Genomic DNA, 23,895 nt, shown 5'->3' with positions numbered 1-23,895 from the left:
CTATACCTTCTCAATTTATTAATGAAAGGTATATGTTTTTCTAGTTATCCTTTGATTCCATAAATACTGCCTCATTTGCTACTCTGAGACCACATTTTTCATATAATTTTTGTGCTGACATATTATCTGTATAGAGTCTAACTTTAATAGCTCCTGTTTCATATTGAACTTCAAATGCTTTTTCCATAAGCTTCATCGCAATTCCTTTTCTTCTAAATTCAGGGGCTGTCCACAATTCCTCGACAAAAATTACACCTTTATTCCACTTGCCTAGTTTAGGTATATATATTAGCATTATCCATCCTACGAAACGTCCTTCATAACGAGCAGCAAAAACATAAAACCCCTGATGATCAAGCTCCGAAAATGCATCCTCGAAGATTATATCTTTATTCTTATCTTTTTCCTCCCCAGTCCTTTCACATCCATTTGTCCTCCAATATACCATATCATCAAACATATGATAATTACTTTTAGTAATTCGTTCAATAGCTATATCTAAATTTTCCATTATTTTATCATCTCCAAAATTTTACTGACCACATTTTTTACACTCATGTTTGTTGTATCTATTTTAAACGTATCCATATCTTCATAAAATTTTAGTCTATTAATGCTATTTTCTATTTGTTCTTCCGTTCTTCCATCTTCTAGCATTCTTTCTTTAAGAGTTTTAGGAGAAGATATCAATGATATTTTATAAAGTTGAAACTCTAGATCATCTAATTTACTTAGTATTGTTTCAAATATCTTTTCGTTGCCTATTACCCAATTAAAAATAACATATTTATAAGAGGAATTATTCAAGTAGCTTCTTAATAAGAAGTTAATATTATCCTCAACCATCCTCTTATTCTCTTCATTGACTACAAAAGGGTTCATCATCCAACACCAATCACCATCTAACCATACTGAGTTGGAAATTGATTTATAAAGTTCTCTACACATAGTGGTCTTTCCCACCCCTGGTACCCCATTAATAATAATTAGTTTTTTCATACATAGTTCCTCTTCTTCTTAGTATAATTTTCATTTTTTATACTTACTCTTTAACTAAATATAAACTACCTCAAATTCTTCAAAAATAACTGGCATGTCTTCCGTAAATTCTTTATCAATACTATCACATTCCTCAGTAAAAAACTCTTCATGGACTTTTTTCCAATATTCAAGACTTAAGTCTCCTTCGCCTTCTTTTCTTGCATGCTCTCCTGTAATTAAGTTGAATGGTATTATTTCAACACGTTTTGTCTGAATAATACATACTGCGACACCATCCCAATCCGTTATTATACTGTAATCGCCTTCATTTGGTATAAGTTCTCCCTCATATTCATACACCCATAATGAAGAAGCCGTAGCTTTCTTCTTACCTTCCAAAACTAATTTTGCTAATTTGTTTGCTGCACCTTCTGTTATCTCGAAATGCCATGATACATATTCTTTCTTGGTATTAGAAATAGATTCACCAATTGTTTCTAAATAATTTTCCCACATAATGCCCACTGAATTATGTTCTGTTTTTTTCATATTTAATCTCCCCTACATGATATATCATTTTCTTTTCCTATTTTAAAACTGATTATTTGAAATTATATAAATTACCATGTCTCATCCAGTTTATCAGAATAAAATTCTATTGCTTTTTTATACTTCTTTATATTTCCATCTAAAGATGTTTGTATTAAATTACATAGTAAAATTTCCATTGCTTTAGAGTGTTCCTTTAAGTTATATAAGGTCATTGCATAAAAAACTTTTATAGCTCTATTCTCTGGAAACCTAAATAAAGCTTTTTCAAAAACTTGTTTTGACTTTTCATATTGCCCTAATGTTCTATATGTGCTACCTAACCCTAAAAAAGCACTTTGTAAATCCTCATCATCTAACCCAATTAAAATAGCTTTTTCATAATACGGTACTGCATTTATTTCCAGGCCTAAAACATCAAAACTCCAAGCACATTGATAATTGACCATTGCATCATTTGGATATTCCTTTACAAGATTTATTAAAATTTCATTCGATTCTTTTAATTTTCCTTCTTCTCTCAATCTAATTGCAGTTTCTAGTTTCTTCAAAGTAAATTTCTCCTTAGTATTGCATAGTCTTCGCTTCTATGATTTAAAATAAATGAATTGCATTCATAACTATTTAATTACTTTTCTAATAAAAAACAAATATAAAGCTCCAGCTATTGAAAGCAATAAAAATATAACAGTAAAAAGATATGGATGCGGTTGGCTTGTCAAATAAATAGCTGTTGGTCCATCAGCACCACCTATGATCCCTATGGAGCTTACTTTACCTACTTCATTATTTAATTTATATGATAAATACATAGTTAATAAAGAATTAAAACTTATACTAATGATAGTCATTGCCATAGCAATAACAGTAAATATCGTAACTACTTTCCTTAATCCTTTTATTTTCAATCCTTTTTTCCTCCTTATCATCATTTCTATAACATTTTTATATAGTTCATAAATGGTAAATCCCATTCATTAGTCTATTTTTGTTTCCTATCTAAATACTCTTCTCTCGTTATAGAATAACAAACATCATCATAAATCCTTCCATCATATATTTTACTAGCAAGTCTCAAAGTCCCCTCATATTGAAATCCACTTTTTTCAATTACTCTTTTAGATTGGCTATTGAAAGGGTAATGATAGCAAGAAATTATGTCACAATTCTCTTCATCAAATAAGTGTCTTACTACTTCTTTTACAACTTCACCCATAATTCCCTGCCCCCAGTAATCCTCTGAAAGTACATATCCAATCATCTTCCCATTAACACTTCGTCTTTTTTCATCAATATGAGCTCCTACTGAGCCTATTACCTTATTATTAGCTTTATATTCAATTGCCCATACTTCGTCTTTTTCTATAAATAATTGTAGTATTTTCATTGAGACATCTTGGTTCTCATGGGGCTCCCATCCTGCACTTGGACCTATATTAGGATTTTTTGCATATTCATAAAAATCATCTATATCATCTATTTTCCATGTTCTAAGAATAGTTCTTTCAGTTTCCAACGTTTTCATTATTTATTACCTCCCTATGTAAATATTCATAATAAAATTTAATAGCTCTTGAACTAATTCAAGATATTCCTTGCTTGATATATGATTTTATATCCTCTTGCATACAAAAATTAATTCTCTGCCATTTGTAATATCACTCTTATCATACCAGCAATATTCTTCCTCTATAGAAAATCCAGCATCTGTTAAATATTTAGTAATTTGGTCATAGTAATAATATTTTAATTTTAAATGTTCTTCTAATCTTTTCATATTTCCATTACTCTCTGTAATTTCAAGGCCACCCTTCCAGTACCACATCCTAATTCCAGCACTTCTCCACCTGACTTTAACGCATATTCTTTATAAAAAGATATATCATCTGTCAAATTATCTCTATTGTCATAATCATAAAGCCATGCCGTATTTTCATAGATATTGCCTAATTCCATAGATTATCTCCTTATCAATAGAATAATATTTTCTCTTTATTTCTTTAAATCTAATGCATTAATAACTCTTTCTGGCAATTTTTCAAATAATATACTGAGAGAGTCTCTATTATGAATCCTTATAATAGCCTCTGCAAAAAGAGGTGCAACTGACACAATTTCAACTTTAATAGAATCCTGAATATATGGGTTTACAAGTGTATCTGTACTTATAACCTTTTCTATTGGACTATTTTCAATTTTTTCTACCCCTTTTGAATTGAGCAATATATGGGATAAACATGCAAATATTTTCTTAGCACCTCTTTCTTTAAGAAATCCTGCTAATTCTACTAACGTTCCTCCACTTATGCTAAAATCATCAACTATTATTGCATTTTTATCTTTAACATCTCCAATGAGTTCCAGCACCTTGGCTTTTTCATCATGGGCCTTTCTAGTCTTATCTCCTATTACCGTAGAAACACCAAGATGGCGTGAAAACCCTCTTGCTTGTTTTGCATAACCTGCATCAGGAGAGACTATAACATAATTATCAATATCCATATTCTTTATATATTCACATAATACTGGTAATGCTATTAAGTTATCAACTGGTTTCTTGAAAAAACCCTGTATCTGCGGACTATGTAAATCCATTGCAACTATCCTATCTGCTCCAGCTAATTCTATCGATTCTGCACATACCCTTGCCCTTATGGATACTCTAGGTTCATCTTTTTTATCTCCTTTTCCGTAACTAAAATATGGCATTATAGCTGTTACTGAACTTGCACTTGCTCTTTTAAATGCATCCATCCAAAATAATATCTCAACAAATTCATCATTTGGATTTAATCCTATAGATTGTACAAGATATACATCCTTATCTCTCACAGTTTCTCCAATCCTAACAAATGTATTGCCTTCTGAAAATGTGATTACTTCAGACTTTCCAAGTTCAACTCCTATATAATCACATATACTCTGAGCAAAATTCTTACTTGAACTACCACTGAAAATTTTTATTTCACTACTCATCCCAAGACCTCCTAATTATTTTTCTAAAGATAATGATAGTTTTCCTTATTATATAAAGTCACCTATTTCTCTAGTTTTATCTCCTAACCGCCTTTTTCCATTAAAATAAATATTATAATGGAAAAACCCCTAAGCATTATAGTAATTCAAGTACAATTTTCTAAGGTATTCTATCAATTTTTAAGCTAGATTAATTCCTATCCTATAGTCATTTATATACTAGATTTATACTTTGTTAACGTAAATCTATTTCCTTCAATATTAAACCTTACAATATTTTGAATCAGATCTATATCTAATTCCCTATCATTAGATATTTGGATTGTACCATTGGAAGTCTTATAGCTGTGAAGTATGTTACTAAAGATTTTAACTGTTTCTGCTCCACAATATAGACCAATATGTTTTTTATGTGCTGCAAAATGAATTACATTTCCCTTGAAATAAAAAGTAGGCATATTCCAACTAACCTTCTCTGTCAATTCTGGTGATGCATCTAGAATAATCTGCCTAAGCTTTCTAAGTTTAGGTTGAATTTCTTCCGAACATGTCCTGATATATTCATCAATAGTTTTTAATTTTACGCTCTCTTGCATTGATAACTCTCCTCTTTAGATTATTTATTCACAATCCATCGACCTATTCACAGTTTCTTCTAAGATTTTCATTCCTTCTAAATAATATTCATAATTAACTTCTTTAGCCCATGCACAAATCCCTAACCCCATATGCAAATTATAAAAATCTCTTTTTAAATCTAATTTACTAAGATTAATTCTACCAAATTCCTCATAACCAGATTTAAATCTCTCTGCCAATACTTTATCATTTTCAATAAGTGGTAAATAAACTTGAACTAATTCTTTATCTATATCAATCGGTATACTTTGTTCAAAATCTATTATAGCTTTTAAGTAATACTTATCATCTATTTCGCTGACTAATATATTTCTAGGACTAAAATCATTATGACACAAAGTTGCTTTACTTACTTCATCTAGTATACTATACATTGATTTCAACCGATTCTCTGCTTCTTTTAGCAGTGTTAAATTTTGATGCTCAAAGGAATACAACTCCGGCAATATTCTATTCATTAAGTCTTCAAAGTACTCTCTATATGTAACAAAACCTTGAATACTCATGTCATTCTCATCCATGCTTCCAAAAAAATCAAATTCTCTATGGCAATGAATTATACCTAACTGCCTCCCCATTTCATAATAGATATCCTTTAAATTATCCAATGATAATTTCTCATGCACTTGGGTCAACAACTCCCCTTCAATAAAATCATATACTAACCATTCTAATCCATTGTCAAATATACCATAATCAACAATCTTGGGAACTAAAGCTTCTGTATTTGCAAAAATCTTTAGACTTGCAATCTCTCTATTCCACCTATTCTTTTTGTAATAAAGCTTAATTACATATTTTTTGCTACCAGATGATAGTTTATAAACTAGATGCCTTTGTAGGTTATGGTTGCCAATTGGTTCAATTGAATCAACAGCTCCTATAATTGATTTTAGCCTATCTTTTAATTCATTCACGTCTATGGTTAACATATCTTCCTCCTGAATTCACTAGACTTATCTATCAATAAGCTACTAGACTTTATAACGTTCATTGCATTTAAATTAACATTTATTTTATTTCTCCATTTATTAACTTCAAAATCAATTGGTATATCTCTTTTCATAGCTATAAGATTAATATTTCTATTAATTATAGATTCATTTTCCTTCAAAGCATCATACAATTTACCATCTATCAAACCTTTTTCTAATATCTCACTTATACTTCCAATGCTCAATATTTTTTGTGCTGTTTTGGGACCTATTCCTCTGACACCTGTTATATTATCACTTTTGTCTCCAATTAATGATTTATACTCAACTATTTGTTGTGGATATACTCCAAGTTTCTCATATATTTTCTGAGAAGTATACATCATACCTTGTTTTCCACTTGGGTTAAAAACAGATATATTATCATTGACTAGCTGAAAAAAATCTTGATCTGTGGAAACAATTATAAATCTATATCTATTACTATACTTCTCACAAAAAGAAGCAATATAATCATCTGCTTCGTATTCTTTTATTTCTTTGTAGGGCATCTCTAGGTAGTTTAAAACTTCAAATATATATGGTAGTTGTGTAAATGGATTTTCATTATTTGGTACATCTAGATAGTTTATTCGATTGCTTTTATAGTCACTGTAATCATTGCACTTGTTTATTATGCTTGTATCAGTATCAAACACAATCATTATACTATTGGGGGAAAATTCATTAATATACTTAATAAGTCCACTTATAAATCCAACAACTCCTTTGATTTCATTCCCTCTAGAGTTTTTGATACTTCCTGGTATACCATAAAACATACGAAACAATAAATTATGTCCATCGATTATTAAACAGCTTTCCATACTACTCCTCCTGTAAATTTTTCCGTAGTGAACTCTTCATAAATTGATTATTCTATATTACTTATTCTGCAAATCTCCTCATATTCCTTCTTTTCCGGGAAAATAAATTTGAATAGTTAAAAAATACCTGTATTTTAAATTGAGTGCCATCTATATTAGATATGTCTTCTTCTCCTTAGCAGGTCATTTTGTAACAAAAATATTCATTCAACATAACATGATTAATACCTAAATAAAAGGGGGAATTCCTTTGAAAATATCAGCTATAATAGACAGTGTATTTTCTCTATTTATTATGATTTTAGTCGGTGTTTATGGGAGTAAGAAAAAAATTATCACTTCAGAAATGAATAAAGGATTAACAGATATACTTATACAGATAGCATTACCTTTCATGATCGCTGCATCTTTTATTTTTACATATGACGATACTATTAAATCTAATGTTATAAAGACATTTTATTATAGCCTAATAGCCTATATAATAATGATAGCTATTTCGTACTTACTCCTATTGCCAGTAAAGAATGATAAGAAAACAATATTACATTTTGCTAATGTATTTACTAATACAGGTTACGTTGGTTTCCCAATACTCAATTCTATATATGGTGCAGAAGGTGTTATATATGGATCTATATTTAATATGTTCTTTGTAATATTTGTGTGGACATACGGACTTATATTATTCAAAGGCAATTTTGAAAGGAAGGAATTAAAGGTAGAAATAGAAAAGGTTCTTTTAAACCCATCAATTATAGCAGTCTTTATAGGTATTATAATCATGGTATTTAATATTCAATTGCCTAGTGCCATATCATCCAGTATGAAAAGCATAGGAAATATTACGGGCCCCTTGTCTATGATTATTATTGGGGGTATACTCTCAAATGTTAAAATAAGAAAGCATTTAAGAGATTGGACAATATATTATGGAATAACTACTAAATTAGCAATTATTCCCATAATTATATACTCTATATCACTATTAGTAGGAGACACATCAAAGGCAGTAAATACAGTAATTATTATGACTGCCATGCCTGCTTCTGCTATGACTTCAATATTTGCAGAGAGTTTTGATAAGGAAAAGGAATATGCAGCTGTTCTAGTGTCTGTAACTACATTATTATCCTTAATTACAGTGCCTATATTATTAAAAATAATAACTTAACTTTGATATTGATATAATATTTTACTGCTTACTCAATACTTTTCATTCACTATATCATATATATCTATGGCAGGGAGACTTCTAATTCTTAATGGTATTCTTACAGTTCCTAACCCCCTACTTATGGAAAAATATTGATCATTATTGATTTTCTTGCATCCAATATGAAATCCATCATATAGAGTTTTGTATAAAATTGGTATATTTATTTGTCTTCCATGTGTATGTCCTACAAGAATATGATCATAGCTTACTTCTTTAGACTCTAATGTATTAATTATATTTGGTGAGTGAGCTAGTATTATTTTATAATCGTTATCTATTTTCTCAATCTCAATATCATAGTCTTCGTTTCCATATATAGAATTATCAAAGCCATATATTAAGATTTCTGTTTCTCCTATTGCTAAAGTTGAGTTCTCATTAATCAATAACTTTAGATTATTGTACTTGTTAATTTCATTAATCAATTTGTCTAGGGATATCTTTCTTTTTCTAAGAAAACTCTTTTGCTCTTCTCTTTCATAATTTCCCAGTATCATAAATACAGGATGCTTTATAGCTCCTAATTCTTTTATTACTTTAGGCAACTTTTTTCGAGTATTTGAATAATCTCCTGTAACTACTATAAAATCAGGATTTGTAGAATTTATAATGCTACTAATCCTGCCATTAATAAATTTTACTTTATTATGAATATCAGATATATGAATGAATCTAAAATTAGAAGGTACCTTTTTCTGTATTTCTATATGCTCTATTTTAACTAGATGAGTACTTGAAATAATTATAAATATTGTAGCTATAACGATAATTCCGGTTATATAGTAAAAAATGATTATCACCTCTTTATAGATGTTTTTTAATAATTAATATTACTGTACCACTTTGGAATCATGTCTTGAAAACAATTATGATCTTGAATTAAAATATCACAAAGTCTTTTTCTATGCATATACATTTCTTCTGACCTCATTTTTCCCCATAATAAAGATAAAAAAGAAGTCATAGCTATGTATAGACAATACTTTTGCCAAAATTCTGATGAAGGATTATTATCTGTATATCCATCTATTTGCCCGTTGCAAAAAGGTATACTTATGTTCCGACTAAAAACTGCAAGCTTATAAAAATCTTCTATAGGTGCTTTCCAATCAAATCTATCAAAATCAATTATTATTATTTTTTGTCCTGGTGATAGAATCATATTTCCTACATGGTAATCTCCATGTACAAGGCATACTTGTTCTTCTTTTAGTAAAGAAACATTTCTATTTATGTATTCGCTTATCTCTTTCTCATATTTATAATTAATACCATACTCTTTGTATTGTTTATAGCTTGATAGATATTGTTTCATCCTTATAGAATACCAGTCACTTCTATCTGCTGATTTGATAGAATGAATTTTTTTAAGTATCTTACCTGCTCCTACACCAAGTTTGTATTGCTCATCTTCTGATAATGTTGGTAAAGCAGTTTCAAGGATTTCACCCTTTATCCATGTCTGAAGCATATAAACACTTTTACCCCTATCACAATTACCAAAATCTATTTCTTGTAATGAAGGTACTCCAAGTTTTGTCATAGTATTAATTATTTCATGCTCTTGCTTTTTCCTGTCATATAGTGAAGAATTTGATAATCTAAGAAAAAACTCTCTATTATATTCGTCCCTAATATAATATTTCAAGTCATCTGAAAATCCTTGATTTATTTGTTTAATATATTTCCATGTATTATAAGTAGGTATATCAATAAGCTTGCTATGATCCGCCATCATCATACCTCCGTAGGTATTCTTTAATAAATCGTTATCCCTAAATCTACAAAGTGTCTTACTATAAAATATATCTTAATTTAATTATCTCTTAAGATATCGAAAAGTTCTTTTTACTAAACTCAGCACCTCATTATTTACTATCATAACCATTTAGATATTCAAGATTATATATATGTTTCTTTAACACATCTTCTTTTTTGAAATCCATGTTTTCATTTGCCTTTAATTTTACAATATAACCTATATTGCTTCTTATTATTTCATTGTCCATGATATCTCCATGGCTTTGCACAATTATATCAGCCCCTATAGAAAAATATTTTTCCAATGTATCTTTATATTTATCTAAGTTATTCCAACACATATACGAAGGAATAGGATCATCTACATTGTCCCCAACAAAGAGTACATTGTCAATTAAATCATAACAAGAAGCTGAATCCTGTGAATGACCAGGACTATAGAAAAATTCAATTCCTTCATCATTGAATGTAATCTTACTCTCAAATGTAATATTAGGTAAAACTATATCTATATCTTCTTTTGCGAATTCAATAGCATGCGATACTAATTCTTCTCTCCCATGTTCGGCAATAAAATCTCTACATATTTTATGGGATACTATTATAGAGTCTCTAAATTCACTATTACCCCAAATATGATCCCAATGACTATGTGAATTAAATATTATATAATCCTTCTTTCCATAATTAACCTCAAGATATTCTTTTACCTCCCTTATATAGTAAGATCCTAAGTATGTATCACAAATGATAAAGTTCTTTCTACCATTAATTACATATACATTAGTTACACAATCATAAGAAGATTCTTTAAGCTCCGTAAAAGTAAATAAAATTCCTCTATTCCCTACTTTATTAATTTTCATATTAACCTCCATTCTTTGAAATCTCTTAATTCTTCCATTACTCCAAACACTACACATCTACATATCTCAATTTAGAATCCAGTCTATAATCCAATTGCAGATTTTTCTCCCATATAATTACCTGCATTAGGAAATCCTTTTTTGATAATATCTTGAAACAATTCAGAAAAGCCATAATTAGTCAAATCATCTATATCAATAAACTTCACATCGTGAATAGGATTTTTATCATGCTCATTTGTAGGAAGTTTGATTTCTCCCCAATCTCTTTCAAGCATAAAAGTGATATGTAGTAACGGAGGTGTTGCATCAGTTTTTTCACAAATATATAACAATTTAATTATTCTTACATTTAATCCTGTTTCTTCATATAATTCTCTAACTATACCTTCCTCAATTGTTTCTCCTTGCTCAAGTCTTCCTCCTGGCAAGGACCATGATCTATTGGATGATACTCTTTGATTGACCAATAGTATCTTTCCATCTTCTATTAGCACTCCTGTAACTCTTATCTGAAATAAATTATTAATCATTACATAAACCTCCATGAATAATCTGTTTTAATTTATCATGTAGTACATAATATCCTGTTTTATGTAAAGCTTGCTATGATTCCACTTGCGTACTCATTATATATCTGCTATCAGCGATGTTCTTTACAATTTTATATCCATTTCTATGATATAAATTAATAGCTCCTTGGTTATTTACAAATACATATAAAAATACATCTTTATTCTTTTCTTTTGCAATTAGGCTAATATGTTTTAAAACTTCTGTCCCAATGCCTCTTCCTTGAAATTCATCAAAAATAAAGAAATCATCAAGTTCAAGATTTCCATCTTCATCATGCAAATAATAATAACCTACATTAATGCCTTCAAAGTGAATACATTGATAGTTTTCTATATTATACTCTATCTTTTTCTTAACCCAAATAAAAATTTTTTCAAAATCAAGATTCAAATTAGTTTCATATTTTTCAATAAGATTTTTATTTAACTCAAATACTTTATCAATGTCAATAGCTGTTGCATTTTTAAATGTTATGTTCATCATTGACCTCCATATATAAATATATATTACTTTTTCACTCTTGCTATCCAATATTTACATTTTTGTGCTGAATTTATTTCGCAATCCTTGTCCACCAAATCTGACCAAATAAATTCTTCCAAAAGTTCATATTCTGATTCTTCTAGTAAATATATGTTTTTATTTATCTACTTAATAAGTCCTTATTGAAAATTCCACCTTTTCCCTCTATACTTAGCCTTTGAATAAATTCATGTATAAATTCTGATCTGTCATCAAATATCTTTTTAGATATATCGTAATTCAGTTTTCTTCTGCAATCCTTAAGATAATATTCAAATTCTTTATCATTATAGAATTCAATTGATGCATCAACACTTTTTTCATCATATGCTTGATATATAAAGTTCAACCATACTTCCATAGTCCCCATATGATCTATCATATCTGCATCTTGCACTATTCTTATCTGTTTAGACCAACCTTCATTACTGCTTCTTAAATTATGACATCTAGTTATTTCAGCAATCTCCATTAGTTCTTCATATGAGCATTCGTCTTTCAATACTTGTTGAACTAAGATACTGCCATTTTCATTATGTGGTTCTATTCCTTTAGCTATATCATGAAAAAGTGATGCGACATATATAATATTATCCTTTGAATTATCGATTTCATCTATTATCTTTCTAATTTCTATTGCTAATTTTGCTGTCCTTAAACCATGATAATAGATATATCCATTTTCTCTCTTAGAATGAGATTTTCTTCTTGCCATCGTTTTAAATGCTAATTCTTCTATTCTATTAATGTCTATATCTTTCTTCCTCCTCTTAGTCATTTTGTACTAAGGTTTTAGTCATATACACCATTCCTGGAATGTATCCAAGTTTCTGATTTAGTGCCAACATACTAGTATTGTTATAATGAACCGTTGTTTGTATTGCTTTAATTCCATCAAGTTGGCACCATTCTTCTAATAATGTTTTTAGATTTGTGGCTACTCCATGACTCCTGTAATTTTCTGTAACATACAGCGATAAAATCATAACAGTATCTTGAGGTTCCTCTTGTTTATATGCCCATATAAATCCTTGCATATCCCCCTGATCATCTTCTGCAATTGCAAGAAATAATTCTTCTTTTTTTGTGTTTAAAATTCTTTGCACCGTTTCCTCTATATCTGCTGTTGAAGCTTTATAATCTGGTCTCCATAGCTTTGGTGTTAGATTATGCCATCTTGCAATTTGCATTAAAATTAACTCTAATTTTTCATCAGTATAGCTGCCATCAATCTCAATCTTTCTATATTTCATCGTTAGACCCTCCTGCTAATATTATTTATGCGATTTTATTAGATTATCTACTATCTCAATTGTACAACATTTAATAACTCCTATACTTTTACCCTATATTTAGCTATTCATTAGGGCATTCCCCTGCTCTAGCCATAATAATTACTAATAGATAATCTTGTACCACTTCTCTCGTAACATTCATTTCTATAAGGTATAAATCTGCCAGTGTTTTCTTAAGCTGTAAAAGCATTTCTCTTTCTTTTACTTCTGCTGGCACAGGTGTGTATTCCACAAGAAATACAGTTCTTGCTATATCATATAAGAAGTCTCCATGACATACATTCATGAAGTCTATCACCATTGCTTGTCCATCAGATATAAATATATTACCAGGGTGGAAGTCACCATGACAAAGTATATTACCATCCCGAAGTTTATCTAGCATGTCTAATGCTTTTTTTTGTTTTTCAAAATTCTCTGATAAAGCTTTTACTATATTATATTTTAAAAACTCCTTATAACTTGGTACATTACTAATCCTATTTTGAAGGATTGCCTTATGTAGTTTTGCCATATATACAGCACAACTTTGCACATCACCCGTTCTCATAACCCAATCCAGTAGAGACTCACCTTCTATTTTGTCATAAACAATACCTATTCGATCCTCAGAAAAAATAATCTCATATGCCTTTGGTTTCACAAAATCCATATTGCTTATTGTTCTTGCATTATTAAACTCTTTCTCCACTGATTCTCTTGGATATCCTTGATTGAAAAGCTTAAGTACCTTACCTTCTTCCAATTCATATACGGTTGCTGTATTACCTCTGCCTATTATTTTTCCATATTTCATTTGTCTCTCTCCTACTATTTCTAAATTCTAACCTATTAATTCTATGAACTCCCTTACCATTCTATCTATACCTATCTTTATTTCATATAAGTTTTGTGTTCCTAGAAATGCAGGAGTTGTTACTATTCTATTTTGTATATCTACATATGCTTCTCTAGAATTAACTTCTTTTACAATTACATTATTCATTTCTAATATCTTTCTATGAGCATTATTACTAGTACAAAGCTCTAGTTGTTTAGTTTCATTCCCCAAACTTTTTGCTATTAAGACTGTCGCACCACACATTGCTGCAATGGGCTTTTTTGATAAATACATATCTTTTATTAATTTATCCACATCTTTATCTACTACAAAGTTCTCCTTTTCCAAAATATAGTTTGATAAATTTTTAAATACTCCTACACCTCCTGGTAATACTAATCCATCCAATTCATCTATGCTAATATCATCTAATGTTTTAATTCTTCCTCTTCCAATACGTGCTGACTCTTTTAAAATATTTCTATTTTCACTTTCTTCAACTTTTTCATTGAGATGATTAAAAGTATGATACTGACTTTTATCTTGAGCAAAGCATATATAGTCGACTCCATATTTATCTAAGGCTAGATATGTTAATATTACTTCCTCTATTTGGCTACCATCACCAACTCCACATCCTGATAACAATACCCCGATATTCATTAAATATGTTCCTCCTTTATATTAATTGCGCATAATGTCTGAGTATTTATGACATACTTGAACTAGTATGCAGAAGAATAATCAAACTCTTATATATTCAATAGTCTTTGATTCCACTTGTCCACTCATTATATATCTACTATCAGAGATACTCTTTACAATTTTATATCCATCCCTATCATATAAGTTAATAGCTCCTTGGTTGTTTATAAATACATAAGAAGTTCACATTCTGATTCTTCCAGTAAATTAAGGTTAATGTAATTTATCCTATCTAGATATATTCTTTATCTTTAATCATTGAATATATATGCTCTAAAAACAATGGTGCATTTTTGATTATATAATCTTCATTAACCTGCTTCTTTTCTATTTCATCAAATGGATATCTATATTGAGAAGTATATTTAATAAATGGTATCCATGATGAATCAGGAAACCCTTTCATAAACCAATCACAAGATTTCCCTTTGGATAAAATATCATTATTTATAAATGTATATAGACTTCTTGTCCCTAAATATAGCAAATGTAATGAGAAATAAATATCCTCAATATCTTTTGAATACTTAATATTACTTTCAATTTCTTTAAGTATTTCTTTTTTTAATTCATCATAAGAAGGTCTAAATATTTGTTCATTAATATCTTTTCCATAAACAATTTTGCCATATTTACTTAAAGTAAGATGGTCTACCTTAGACATAACAGATGTTGATATCTTCTTCCATCCATTTCTGCCCGTACCTATATAATAACCCAAACCTATATATTCTTCCGGTTCTTTCAGCATAGGTAAAGGACAATACATTCCCTCTAATTGAATTCCAAATTGTCCAAATTCTCCAGCCCTCAATCTATCATGTAAATTTATTATTTCTTTACAATTATTAGATAATAAATCACGCTCAGTTACTACTAAGAAATCTATATCTCCTTTCCCATAGATATAGTCTCCTAAAGCTACTGATCCAACGATAATTATTGATAATAAATTATCATCTAATATCGCTTTAACTCTATCAATAAGATTATTTATCATAGCAATAAAACTTTTATCGTTAAAAATGTTTTCCTTCATACTATCTCCTTAGTGAACATCCTATTTTATCCCTATTTTGATTTATAGAAAATCAATTCTTCTTCAATATATTCTATAATAAATCCAATATTAAGTTCTCTTCTGCTGTTGCTCGTTTTCTTAACTAAAATTACCTTTCCTTCCCACATTTCATAATTCTCAGTGTTCCATAGTTATCAAAATAGACTTGAATCCGCTGCTAAAAAACTTCACTATTTCTTTGATTTAACCTCTGAAATTAATTTTACTGGATTAACTATTTTCATGTTTTTTTCCTTACTGGCATCATCTCTTTTATCTTCATCAAGACTATCTCCAGTGGATATAGCCATATCCCAAAATTTTTCTGGAGTCATATCCGGATCTACTTCACATGCCAATGTATATAATCCACTGATATATGGTATAACCATACTCCATGCACCATTACTGTACATTACATACTCATCTTTTCCAGTTGGACTAGCTAACCATCTTGCATCCATAGGAGTCAACAGTATATCCTCTGCTGTACCGTCTCCTTCTACATAGTATTTTAAATAATATGATTCTATTTTTTCTGGATCATACATTGGATCTCTATTAACACCATTAAAAAAAAGTTTGTGAGTTTCAAAAAGTCGTGCAGTTATAACAAATATATTTTCTGCCTCAGCTTTTTCGATAGCATTATAAATTGCTTCTGCATTTTTACTCTCTGGATTCCAACCAGATGATATTGACAATACTTTAATTTTATCATCTTCTGGTAAATCTTTATTTATTTCGAGTATTCTTTCTATAGCATTGGCTAAATGTACATATCCCTCTTCATAATCTGTATCTTCTTCCAAATATGCAATATAATATATATTGGCATCTGGTGCTACCCCTACATTTTTTCCGCATAATATTGATGTTATAGGTGTTCCATGATAATGAGCAGGACTATCCATATCAAATATTTCTTCATATACTGCTATATTATCTTTGAATTCTTCATGATCTACTAGTAGACGTCCATCTATTATACCTACATTTACACCTTTTCCAGTAATATTTTCTTTATGCAGATAATCAATACCTAGACCTGGTTGCTTTCCATATTTTATAATAGTTTCTACATCAAAATTTACAGGAAGTTTTTCAGGCCATATGGTTTGACTATCGAATATAAAATTCCTTAATTCTATTTGTGTAAAATCCATATCAAATGCATCATAACTCCTTAAATCATATCTATTTCTCTGTTCATCGAAAATTTCACTTATATCTGTTATTTTTCCTCTGTTATAGTTCAGGGGTTCCGGATATACTTGAATTTTCTGTTCAAAATTGTTTTCTGCTTTTGATAGTGTATCATTGTCTTGTTTGCATCCTGTAACTGCCGTACTAATCAATACAATAGCTAATACCATACCGATTATTTTATTTCTCATAGTCATCCTGATTTATAAAGGGTTTTATATTAAATCAGGATTTTCACCTACCTTTCTTTTTATAATTTTATTAATATCTGTTGTCTTAATATCTTCTAATTAAGTTTTACTTAGCTTATAATTCAATCCAATATCTCTGAATAATTTCAGAAAAAGTTTCACTAAAGATTTCATTTTCCAATATTCCATTGTTATTTTGAATAACTTTAGCCGATGCAAGATTAATTTTATCGCATGTAAGCAGCACTTTATCTAGACTTAACTCTCTACATTTTTGCAAAGCTAATTTTAACATTATAGTTCCATATCCCTTTTTTCTTTCAGTAGGTCTGATAGAATAGCCTATATGACCTCCTTCATTTAAAAGAAACTCATTTAATTTATGTCGTATGTTAATCATTCCAACAACCCTATTATCTGATTGTCTAACAAGAAAGTAGGTGTTTGCAGGTACTCTTCCTTCTGGGATATTTGGTAAATCCAAATCTTTTTCAATCTTTAGTAACCATTCACAATAATCGTCGTACCTATCAAGTCCACCTGTTCCGTTAATTTCTGAATTATACTTTAAAAATTCTTGTATATATTCAAATGCTTCTTTTTCATATTCCTTTGAAGGAGATACCAATTTTACATCATCCATCTTCTCACCTCTCCAATTAAAATAATCTACAATTTAGTAACTTCCTGCTTTCTATCAAATAAACCCCAAGGAACTATTGAAATATTTATTCCTAGGGGTATCTCGTACCTAGTAAAGAGATACCTGCCAATCTTTTATTAGAAGATATCTATAAACATCCCTATACTTATTCTATCTGACTAAAAATAACTCATAACCCAATCATAACATTCTTTTAGCTCATCCTCTGTTAAAATATCTGAGCGATGTTCAAATAATACTTTTACATCCTTATTTTCAGAGGATATAATGTTTAAAAATTCTCCTATATTACTCCATCCATCTTGTTCATTTAATTTTATTAATGCAGGATGATGCCCATTATCTATTACATCTGTAACGTTTATATTAGATATATGAAGTAAATATGTATACTTAGCCATTTCTTTTATAAAAGTTTTATAATCAAAGTTATAATCTATGTTACTTAGAACATGAATCCTCGCACTATCTAAACATAGTTTTAAGTCTGAATACTCTTCTAATAAATCTTTTAATAACTTTCCTCGATACAAATACTTATTGAGCATTTCTATTTCCAATACTATTTGAATTTTATACTTTTTAGACAACTCAGATAATTTTTCAAATGTATATTGGCATTGATTTTTAAACTCTTCAAATTCATATTCTTCTTCTCCAATAGTCTCATCTTTATGAGAAAATTTGCATTTCTCCCAGTTGAGTCTTTCATCTATTACCATAGGTTTTGGAAAATGTAATAATAAATATTCCGCTCCTATCTCTGATGCATATTTAATCTCATTTTCAACTGCTTCAAATGCTTCCAAAATCTCATCTTTATCAAGAGATAATAATAATGGATCCCTGTATTTATAGCTTGCTTTCTTTAGAGGAAAATGTACTCCTATTTTGAAATTATCTTTTTTTGCTATCTCCAACATCCTTTGGATTTCTTTTTGCTCATTAAAATTACAAAACTCTATCCCTGAAATTCTCGATGTGTAATCTCTCTTATACTTTATATCATCAAATCTACAATGCATTCCTATAAAATATTCTGTCATATTCAATCTCCTTTTCCCTATATAAATAATTACATAATAATATACATAGCTAGTCTCATTTAGTTCAATAATCCTTATTCATTAATCTATTATAAGCATCTAATACCTCAATCATTTTCTCACTATTTCCCCCATGGTCTGGATGATATTTTTTGGCTAACTCTCTAAACTTCTTCTTTATATCATCAATAGAAGCCCCTGGAGTTAGTCCAAAATAATCCAAAACACTAGTATCTTGAATTTCATCAAAGTCTAGTCCAATATCTCTGTACTTTTGAAAATATACATTATAAAAGTACTCTTCAAAAACCTCCTTCAATTCCTGCTTATGTAAATTAAGTAGTTTAGAAATAGAATACTTAACTGTCATATCATCAATTAATTTTGTAGAAAAATATTCATCCCATACATATTTTTTAGAAACCCCATCACCAGCGTACTCAAAACGAATTTTATCTTCGGCTTTCTTTAATTGCCTTAGCTTACGTTTTAATTTGCCAACATCCATTAAACCACATCCTTATTTCTAACCTTCAAAATAATACGATCTTCTGTCTATTATACATAACTTAGAATATACCAGTTTGGTATATATGTTTTAAAGCCATCATACCATTTCATAATATTCTCTGCCTGTTTGAGCATTGTATTTACCTCTTCTTCTCCAAAAGGAATAGCCCAAGGTATGGATGAAAGCTGATTAGTTGCAATATATAATGCCATTAATTTAAAAAATAAATCAGGTACGTTATTATCAAAATATCCGTTAATATATCCTGTGGCAAACGCAGGGCTTATACTCACACTAAATGTAATTCGGTTAAATTCTTCCCATGGATCTCCATAATCCATTCTATTAAAATCAATTATACCTAATTCTCCTTTTGGTGTAATAATCATATTTCCAACATGATAATCTCCATGTTGAAAAGACTGTGGCCGATTTACTAAGAGAAAACGATTCTGTTCAATATATTCAATCATTTCTTCAGCACCATAAAACTGAATATCACAAGCTTTATAATTAGATATCTTTATATCTATTTTACGATTAAATCTTTCTGCCCAGCTAGGTAATTTTTCAGGAGCAAGAATTGTATGTATTTGTTTAAGAAACATTCCGGCCTTAATTCCTAGATAATACTGTTCCTTATCATCAAGTTGAGGAAGCATGATTTCAGCATCTTCTCCATTAATCCAAGTAAGTAAAGAATAAACCGATTTGCTTCCATTGCAAACACCAAAATCAATAGGATGAGACATTAAGATATTTCTACTAATAAGTAACTTTAGGATTTCAAATTCTTTCTTCTTATTTTCATATTGAGCTATGTCCGATATTCTAAGTAATAGCTCTTTTCCATCTACTGTTTTTATATAATATTTTTTATCATTTGACCATCCTTTATCAACTGGTCTTATTATATCCCAACTATCAAATCCAGATATTTCATTAAAAGATTCCGTCAATTTTTCATCTCCCTTCATAAATTGATAACATATTAACTTGTGTAAAATATACAGCTCATATTTATTCAATTTACCTACTTTAATATCTCAAGATACTAATAATAAAAACTATAAATTAAGTCCTAATTCTTTAAATAACATATTCAATCTATCCTTCTCATTTTCATTAATAGGAAGATTGGTATTATATAAATAGTGCTGAAGTACATCAGCATCTTTAAGTATTTCGCAATAAGCATTATCTATATTTTGTTTGTTACTATGGCTAAATATTGAACTACAAATAATATCAATATCTTCTTCACTAAAACAATTAATCTCATTTAGGATTTTTCTCGCTTCAATAGATCCTAATTTTCCGTGGTCTACACTATAACCTGCCTTATAGCTCCAAATATCATGGAGCATCCCTGCAACTGAACATATCTCAACATCTAATCCACGTTTCAATGCAAGAAGACCACAAATAGTAGATACACCATATAAATGAACATACCCACAACGTCTTTCTTCTAAATCTGGTTGTTCCATTAAAATTTTATCAACAATATTACGAATACCTTCTAATCTATTCATAAATTTCTCCTTTCAACTATTTACTTTACACCAAATGCTCACATAGACAAAAACTCAAAACATGTTCGGCACTTGCACTTAATCGTTTTGGTACAAAAGCTTTCTAATATACTGAGATTCCACAGAAATAAACTTTTGCATATTGGAAAGCGTAACATACTTATTTGAAGACATGCCCACATATTCTCTATTTCTAAATTGCCTGTGCAAAATAGAGTGTTTCATTTCATTAATTTCATTGAGTCCTACAACATTTGGTATATCATATCCAATGGCTCCTTCAAGCATCTCCCATATTATTTTTTGCTGCGGCTGTAATAAATATAGTGCATAATCCACGTCATTTGATTCTTGATGATAGATACTTCCCATACCTTTTTCTAAATCTTCTTTATTTTCTAATCGAAATGGTATCCAGATTTTTATATTATTTTGTATATCAGCAAGTATATGAGAGCAGTATCCATATATAAAATCAGCTTTCTCTGTATCCTTATTTTCTTCCAGAAAAGAAAGTACATTTTCTAACCATTCTTGATTATTTGTAACTCTTCCCCATTTCTGGCTTCCAACGCACAAATGACTTATCTTTTTCATATCACTTATATAATTCTCACGTAAGTGAACAGAATCGGGGGCAATGGCACCCAGCATAAAGTCACAAGGTTTCTTAATTTGTGGTATGTTATTTAATATGTTATATGCAATGTGTAAGTGAGTCATTGCAAAAGGCATTTTTTTCACTCCTTAATCTTTCATAATCTTAATAGCATTATATAATAAATTTCCATCTTTCAAAATCCAGCTTTGCTCCTAGTAATAAAGTAACTGGACATATAACCCCTAAGAATATACTTACATTTCCAGGGAAAATTCATATTCTCTATTTAAATGCAATAACGTCAAATACTTTTGAACAATATGTCTTACCATTTAAGCCACTAATAATATACTCATTTGTATAAATATTAACTTCATAAAATTTTTCCAATAATTTTTTTAATTCTTTTATATCAGTATAATGATGAAGAATTCCTTCTTCTCCTTCTCTAGATCCAATAAAAGTATTTTCTTCAATAGCTTTCCCTAAACCATATGACAAATCATCTTTTGATAACATATCACAAATTAGACATCCTTTTGGTTTTAATACTCTATATATTTCTCTTATTCCCCTTTCAATATCCTTAAGCTTTGCATGATGTAATACTGATGTGCAAACAACAGCATCTAAGAAATTATTTTCAAATAAAATATCTTGAAAACTAAAATTATATATGTCTATATTGGATATATTTTTTCTATTTACTTTATCTCTCAATATACCTATTGGTTTCTCAGAAATGTCTGAAGCAAAGACTTCAAATCCATGCTGAGCAAAAAACAAAGAGTTTCTTCCAGTTCCACAACCCAAATCAAGTATTTTCTTATAGTTCTTATCATTAAATATATTTATAGAGTTTTTAATTATATCAGATAAAGAAATTTGGTATTCTCCATCTACATTTTCTATAATAAGTCTTTGACTATTCCAGTCATTTTTTATAGTATTTAAAATAATCACCTCAAATCATATTTTTATCTAATGCAAAATTAAATCATAACCTATCATAATTACAGAATCCCCAAATAATACTAAGACATTACTCAACAAGCTATTATCTTTTACTGACAATCCTTCCTACCAATATCTAAGTATTTATTTTGTCTTAGATTTAGTTGTGATATAATTCTAAAATCCAATAAACCTTAAAGATATTTAAAGTTTTAATTTTTACTTCATTCGTTTAGCAATTGGATGATCTTCGTTTAACTCTAATAAATCCCATAAGTTACCGTATAAGTCTTTAAAAACAGCAACAGTTCCATATGGAGCTTCTTTAGGTTCTCTTACAAATTCAATTCCTCTTGCGATCATTTCATTATAATCTCTCCAAAAATCATCAGTATTTAAAAATAAAAATACTCTTCCTCCCGTTTGATTTCCAATAAATGGTTCCTGCTCAGTATTTGATGCTTTCGCAAGTAATATTGTGGTTCCAATGGAACCTGGGGGAGATACAACTACCCATCTCTTGTCTTGTTCTGGCTGATAAGTATCTTCAACTAATGTAAAGTTTAGCTTCTCAGTATAAAACTCTATTGCCTCATCATAATCTCTAACTACTAAAGCTATATGTACTATTGTTTGAATCATGTTATTAACTCCTCCTATTTGTTTTAATTTAGTAAAATATTAGTTTTCTAGAATCTTGTGCTTGTACAATTTTAAATCCTATGCTTTTATATAACTCTAGTGTTCCCCCATTACTTGATAATGCATTTAAAAATTCACACCTAATGGATTTTGTTTTAAGTCTTTGTTTACTGTAGATTTAATATTTCTTCACAATACAATTATTTTGGTATACTTCTAAAATATACATGATTACCATCTGGATCACAAAAATGCATATTCTTTGCTCCCCATGGCTGTATTTTAGGAGCATCAATTATATCTATCCCTAAATGTAATAATCTTTTATATTCTTCTTCTACATCATCAACAGTAAAAGCTAAGCTTATATTATGATTTTGGTTACTCTTTACTTCTCCATTGTTATAAACAGTTAGTGTTGTGCCTTCAGTTATAATGAACTGATGCTCTTCATCTTTACAGTCTGAAGAAATATTTAATATCTTTCTATAAAAGTCAGCCATTTTAATTACATCATTCGTTTCTAAACAAACCTCTCCTAATTTCATTCTTTTTCTCCTTTCCTATGTTTTCATAAAATATCATACCTGCATTTTATTGAACTATAAAGTCTCATCCTATTCTCTTTGGCTTATAATCCTTTAAATTTAGTAAACCACTATTTTTCGCCCAGTTATTAAGATATATTAATTTAGGTCAGTACTTAAATTTCTAATTCTGTTGTTTAATGCTCCTGTATCTGCAACATTTACTGTCATTAGATAACTCCTGCCTT

General features: G+C 29.2%; 33 protein-coding genes. 1 reads left to right on the top strand and 32 read right to left on the bottom strand.

Features of this window, described 5'->3' with window-relative positions:
- Positions 1-40 precede the first annotated feature (40 nt).
- The 12 genes from KQI38_RS17615 to KQI38_RS17560 all read right to left on the bottom strand — a co-directional run bounded on the left by KQI38_RS17615 (position 41) and on the right by KQI38_RS17560 (position 6,946).
- Entirely contained in the window at positions 41-511 is a 471-nt protein-coding gene (locus KQI38_RS17615) for a GNAT family N-acetyltransferase (RefSeq protein WP_216561705.1), read from the bottom strand.
- Entirely contained in the window at positions 511-999 is a 489-nt protein-coding gene (locus KQI38_RS17610; RefSeq protein ID WP_216561704.1) for an AAA family ATPase, read from the bottom strand. Before KQI38_RS17610 ends, KQI38_RS17615 begins: the two co-directional genes overlap by 1 nt.
- A gap of 54 nt (positions 1,000-1,053) precedes the next feature.
- Entirely contained in the window at positions 1,054-1,530 is a 477-nt protein-coding gene (locus tag KQI38_RS17605) for an ASCH domain-containing protein (protein ID WP_246565909.1), read from the bottom strand.
- A 71-nt stretch (positions 1,531-1,601) separates the two neighbouring features.
- Complete coding sequence (locus tag KQI38_RS17600; RefSeq protein ID WP_216561702.1) at positions 1,602-2,081, bottom strand: tetratricopeptide repeat protein; 480 nt, start codon at positions 2,079-2,081, stop codon at positions 1,602-1,604.
- Positions 2,082-2,150: 69 nt separating this feature from the next.
- A complete protein-coding gene (locus tag KQI38_RS17595) occupies positions 2,151-2,438 on the bottom strand; it encodes a sodium ion-translocating decarboxylase subunit beta (RefSeq protein ID WP_216561700.1) in 288 nt (95 codons plus the stop codon).
- Positions 2,439-2,512: 74 nt separating this feature from the next.
- A complete protein-coding gene (locus KQI38_RS17590; RefSeq protein WP_216561698.1) occupies positions 2,513-3,055 on the bottom strand; it encodes a GNAT family N-acetyltransferase in 543 nt (180 codons plus the stop codon).
- Between the two features lie 87 nt (positions 3,056-3,142).
- The gene (locus KQI38_RS17585) at positions 3,143-3,307 is read right to left on the bottom strand and encodes a hypothetical protein (RefSeq protein ID WP_216561696.1); all 165 of its coding nucleotides are present in this window, start codon (positions 3,305-3,307) and stop codon (positions 3,143-3,145) included.
- Positions 3,304-3,486: a class I SAM-dependent methyltransferase gene (locus tag KQI38_RS17580; RefSeq protein ID WP_216561694.1), complete on the bottom strand. Its 183-nt coding sequence runs from the start codon at positions 3,484-3,486 to the stop codon at positions 3,304-3,306. The genes KQI38_RS17585 and KQI38_RS17580 overlap by 4 nt, the downstream gene beginning before the upstream one ends.
- 36 nt (positions 3,487-3,522) lie before the next feature.
- Positions 3,523-4,506: a ribose-phosphate diphosphokinase gene (locus tag KQI38_RS17575; RefSeq protein ID WP_216561692.1), complete on the bottom strand. Its 984-nt coding sequence runs from the start codon at positions 4,504-4,506 to the stop codon at positions 3,523-3,525.
- A gap of 212 nt (positions 4,507-4,718) precedes the next feature.
- Positions 4,719-5,102 carry an iron chaperone gene (locus KQI38_RS17570; protein WP_216561690.1) on the bottom strand — a complete coding sequence of 128 codons (384 nt, stop codon included), beginning with the start codon at positions 5,100-5,102 and terminating at the stop codon, positions 4,719-4,721.
- Between the two features lie 24 nt (positions 5,103-5,126).
- Positions 5,127-6,077, bottom strand: coding sequence for an aminoglycoside phosphotransferase family protein (locus KQI38_RS17565; protein ID WP_216561688.1), 951 nt, complete (start codon positions 6,075-6,077; stop codon positions 5,127-5,129).
- The gene (locus KQI38_RS17560) at positions 6,071-6,946 is read right to left on the bottom strand and encodes a 5'-3' exonuclease (protein ID WP_216561686.1); all 876 of its coding nucleotides are present in this window, start codon (positions 6,944-6,946) and stop codon (positions 6,071-6,073) included. Before KQI38_RS17560 ends, KQI38_RS17565 begins: the two co-directional genes overlap by 7 nt.
- A 250-nt stretch (positions 6,947-7,196) precedes the next feature.
- Between KQI38_RS17560 and KQI38_RS17555 the strand changes: the two genes are divergently transcribed.
- Positions 7,197-8,120: an AEC family transporter gene (locus KQI38_RS17555; protein ID WP_216561684.1), complete on the top strand. Its 924-nt coding sequence runs from the start codon at positions 7,197-7,199 to the stop codon at positions 8,118-8,120.
- Positions 8,121-8,152: 32 nt separating this feature from the next.
- Here the strand turns inward: KQI38_RS17555 and KQI38_RS17550 are convergent, their stop codons facing one another.
- The 20 genes from KQI38_RS17550 to KQI38_RS17455 form a co-directional block, all read right to left on the bottom strand.
- Positions 8,153-8,965, bottom strand: coding sequence for a metallophosphoesterase (locus tag KQI38_RS17550; RefSeq protein WP_216561682.1), 813 nt, complete (start codon positions 8,963-8,965; stop codon positions 8,153-8,155).
- 17 nt (positions 8,966-8,982) lie between these two features.
- On the bottom strand, positions 8,983-9,900 hold the full coding sequence (locus KQI38_RS17545) for an aminoglycoside phosphotransferase family protein (RefSeq protein WP_216561680.1): 918 nt from the start codon (positions 9,898-9,900) through the stop codon (positions 8,983-8,985).
- A 133-nt stretch (positions 9,901-10,033) separates the two neighbouring features.
- A complete protein-coding gene (locus tag KQI38_RS17540) occupies positions 10,034-10,792 on the bottom strand; it encodes an MBL fold metallo-hydrolase (protein WP_216561678.1) in 759 nt (252 codons plus the stop codon).
- An 83-nt stretch (positions 10,793-10,875) separates the two neighbouring features.
- On the bottom strand, positions 10,876-11,325 hold the full coding sequence (locus tag KQI38_RS17535) for an NUDIX domain-containing protein (RefSeq protein ID WP_216561676.1): 450 nt from the start codon (positions 11,323-11,325) through the stop codon (positions 10,876-10,878).
- A 73-nt stretch (positions 11,326-11,398) separates the two neighbouring features.
- Complete coding sequence (locus KQI38_RS17530; RefSeq protein WP_216561674.1) at positions 11,399-11,848, bottom strand: GNAT family N-acetyltransferase; 450 nt, start codon at positions 11,846-11,848, stop codon at positions 11,399-11,401.
- A 163-nt stretch (positions 11,849-12,011) separates the two neighbouring features.
- Entirely contained in the window at positions 12,012-12,668 is a 657-nt protein-coding gene (locus KQI38_RS17525; RefSeq protein ID WP_216561672.1) for an HD domain-containing protein, read from the bottom strand.
- Complete coding sequence (locus tag KQI38_RS17520; RefSeq protein WP_216561670.1) at positions 12,661-13,143, bottom strand: GNAT family N-acetyltransferase; 483 nt, start codon at positions 13,141-13,143, stop codon at positions 12,661-12,663. Before KQI38_RS17520 ends, KQI38_RS17525 begins: the two co-directional genes overlap by 8 nt.
- Positions 13,144-13,246: 103 nt before the next feature.
- Entirely contained in the window at positions 13,247-13,981 is a 735-nt protein-coding gene (locus KQI38_RS17515; protein ID WP_216561668.1) for an aminoglycoside phosphotransferase family protein, read from the bottom strand.
- A gap of 27 nt (positions 13,982-14,008) precedes the next feature.
- Positions 14,009-14,668 carry an isoprenoid biosynthesis glyoxalase ElbB gene (gene elbB, locus KQI38_RS17510; RefSeq protein WP_216561666.1) on the bottom strand — a complete coding sequence of 220 codons (660 nt, stop codon included), beginning with the start codon at positions 14,666-14,668 and terminating at the stop codon, positions 14,009-14,011.
- 274 nt (positions 14,669-14,942) lie between these two features.
- Positions 14,943-15,749 (bottom strand): nucleotidyltransferase domain-containing protein, encoded by an 807-nt coding sequence (locus KQI38_RS17505; RefSeq protein ID WP_216561664.1) that lies wholly within the window; start codon positions 15,747-15,749, stop codon positions 14,943-14,945.
- 212 nt (positions 15,750-15,961) lie between these two features.
- Positions 15,962-17,173 (bottom strand): S8 family serine peptidase, encoded by a 1,212-nt coding sequence (locus KQI38_RS17500; RefSeq protein ID WP_216561662.1) that lies wholly within the window; start codon positions 17,171-17,173, stop codon positions 15,962-15,964.
- Between the two features lie 109 nt (positions 17,174-17,282).
- Complete coding sequence (locus KQI38_RS17495; protein WP_216561660.1) at positions 17,283-17,810, bottom strand: GNAT family N-acetyltransferase; 528 nt, start codon at positions 17,808-17,810, stop codon at positions 17,283-17,285.
- A 179-nt stretch (positions 17,811-17,989) separates the two neighbouring features.
- Positions 17,990-18,877: an apurinic/apyrimidinic endonuclease family protein gene (locus KQI38_RS17490; protein ID WP_216561658.1), complete on the bottom strand. Its 888-nt coding sequence runs from the start codon at positions 18,875-18,877 to the stop codon at positions 17,990-17,992.
- Positions 18,878-18,941: 64 nt separating this feature from the next.
- Positions 18,942-19,385 (bottom strand): J domain-containing protein, encoded by a 444-nt coding sequence (locus KQI38_RS22470; protein WP_276515604.1) that lies wholly within the window; start codon positions 19,383-19,385, stop codon positions 18,942-18,944.
- 50 nt (positions 19,386-19,435) lie between these two features.
- The gene (locus tag KQI38_RS17480; RefSeq protein ID WP_216561656.1) at positions 19,436-20,347 is read right to left on the bottom strand and encodes an aminoglycoside phosphotransferase family protein; all 912 of its coding nucleotides are present in this window, start codon (positions 20,345-20,347) and stop codon (positions 19,436-19,438) included.
- 108 nt (positions 20,348-20,455) lie between these two features.
- The gene (locus KQI38_RS17475) at positions 20,456-20,923 is read right to left on the bottom strand and encodes an HD domain-containing protein (RefSeq protein ID WP_216561654.1); all 468 of its coding nucleotides are present in this window, start codon (positions 20,921-20,923) and stop codon (positions 20,456-20,458) included.
- A 78-nt stretch (positions 20,924-21,001) separates the two neighbouring features.
- Positions 21,002-21,658: a zinc dependent phospholipase C family protein gene (locus KQI38_RS17470; protein WP_216561652.1), complete on the bottom strand. Its 657-nt coding sequence runs from the start codon at positions 21,656-21,658 to the stop codon at positions 21,002-21,004.
- Positions 21,659-21,806: 148 nt separating this feature from the next.
- Positions 21,807-22,487 (bottom strand): class I SAM-dependent methyltransferase, encoded by a 681-nt coding sequence (locus tag KQI38_RS17465; RefSeq protein ID WP_216561650.1) that lies wholly within the window; start codon positions 22,485-22,487, stop codon positions 21,807-21,809.
- A 210-nt stretch (positions 22,488-22,697) separates the two neighbouring features.
- On the bottom strand, positions 22,698-23,120 hold the full coding sequence (locus KQI38_RS17460) for a VOC family protein (RefSeq protein WP_216561648.1): 423 nt from the start codon (positions 23,118-23,120) through the stop codon (positions 22,698-22,700).
- A 200-nt stretch (positions 23,121-23,320) separates the two neighbouring features.
- A complete protein-coding gene (locus tag KQI38_RS17455) occupies positions 23,321-23,668 on the bottom strand; it encodes a VOC family protein (RefSeq protein ID WP_216561646.1) in 348 nt (115 codons plus the stop codon).
- Between the last annotated feature and the right edge of the window lie 227 nt (positions 23,669-23,895).

Source organism: Tissierella carlieri (assembly GCF_018917285.1).
Lineage (GTDB): Bacteria > Bacillota > Clostridia > Tissierellales > Tissierellaceae > Tissierella > Tissierella carlieri.
Note: the sequence above shows the minus strand (reverse complement) of the source record. Positions and strands in the feature narration are given on the sequence as shown.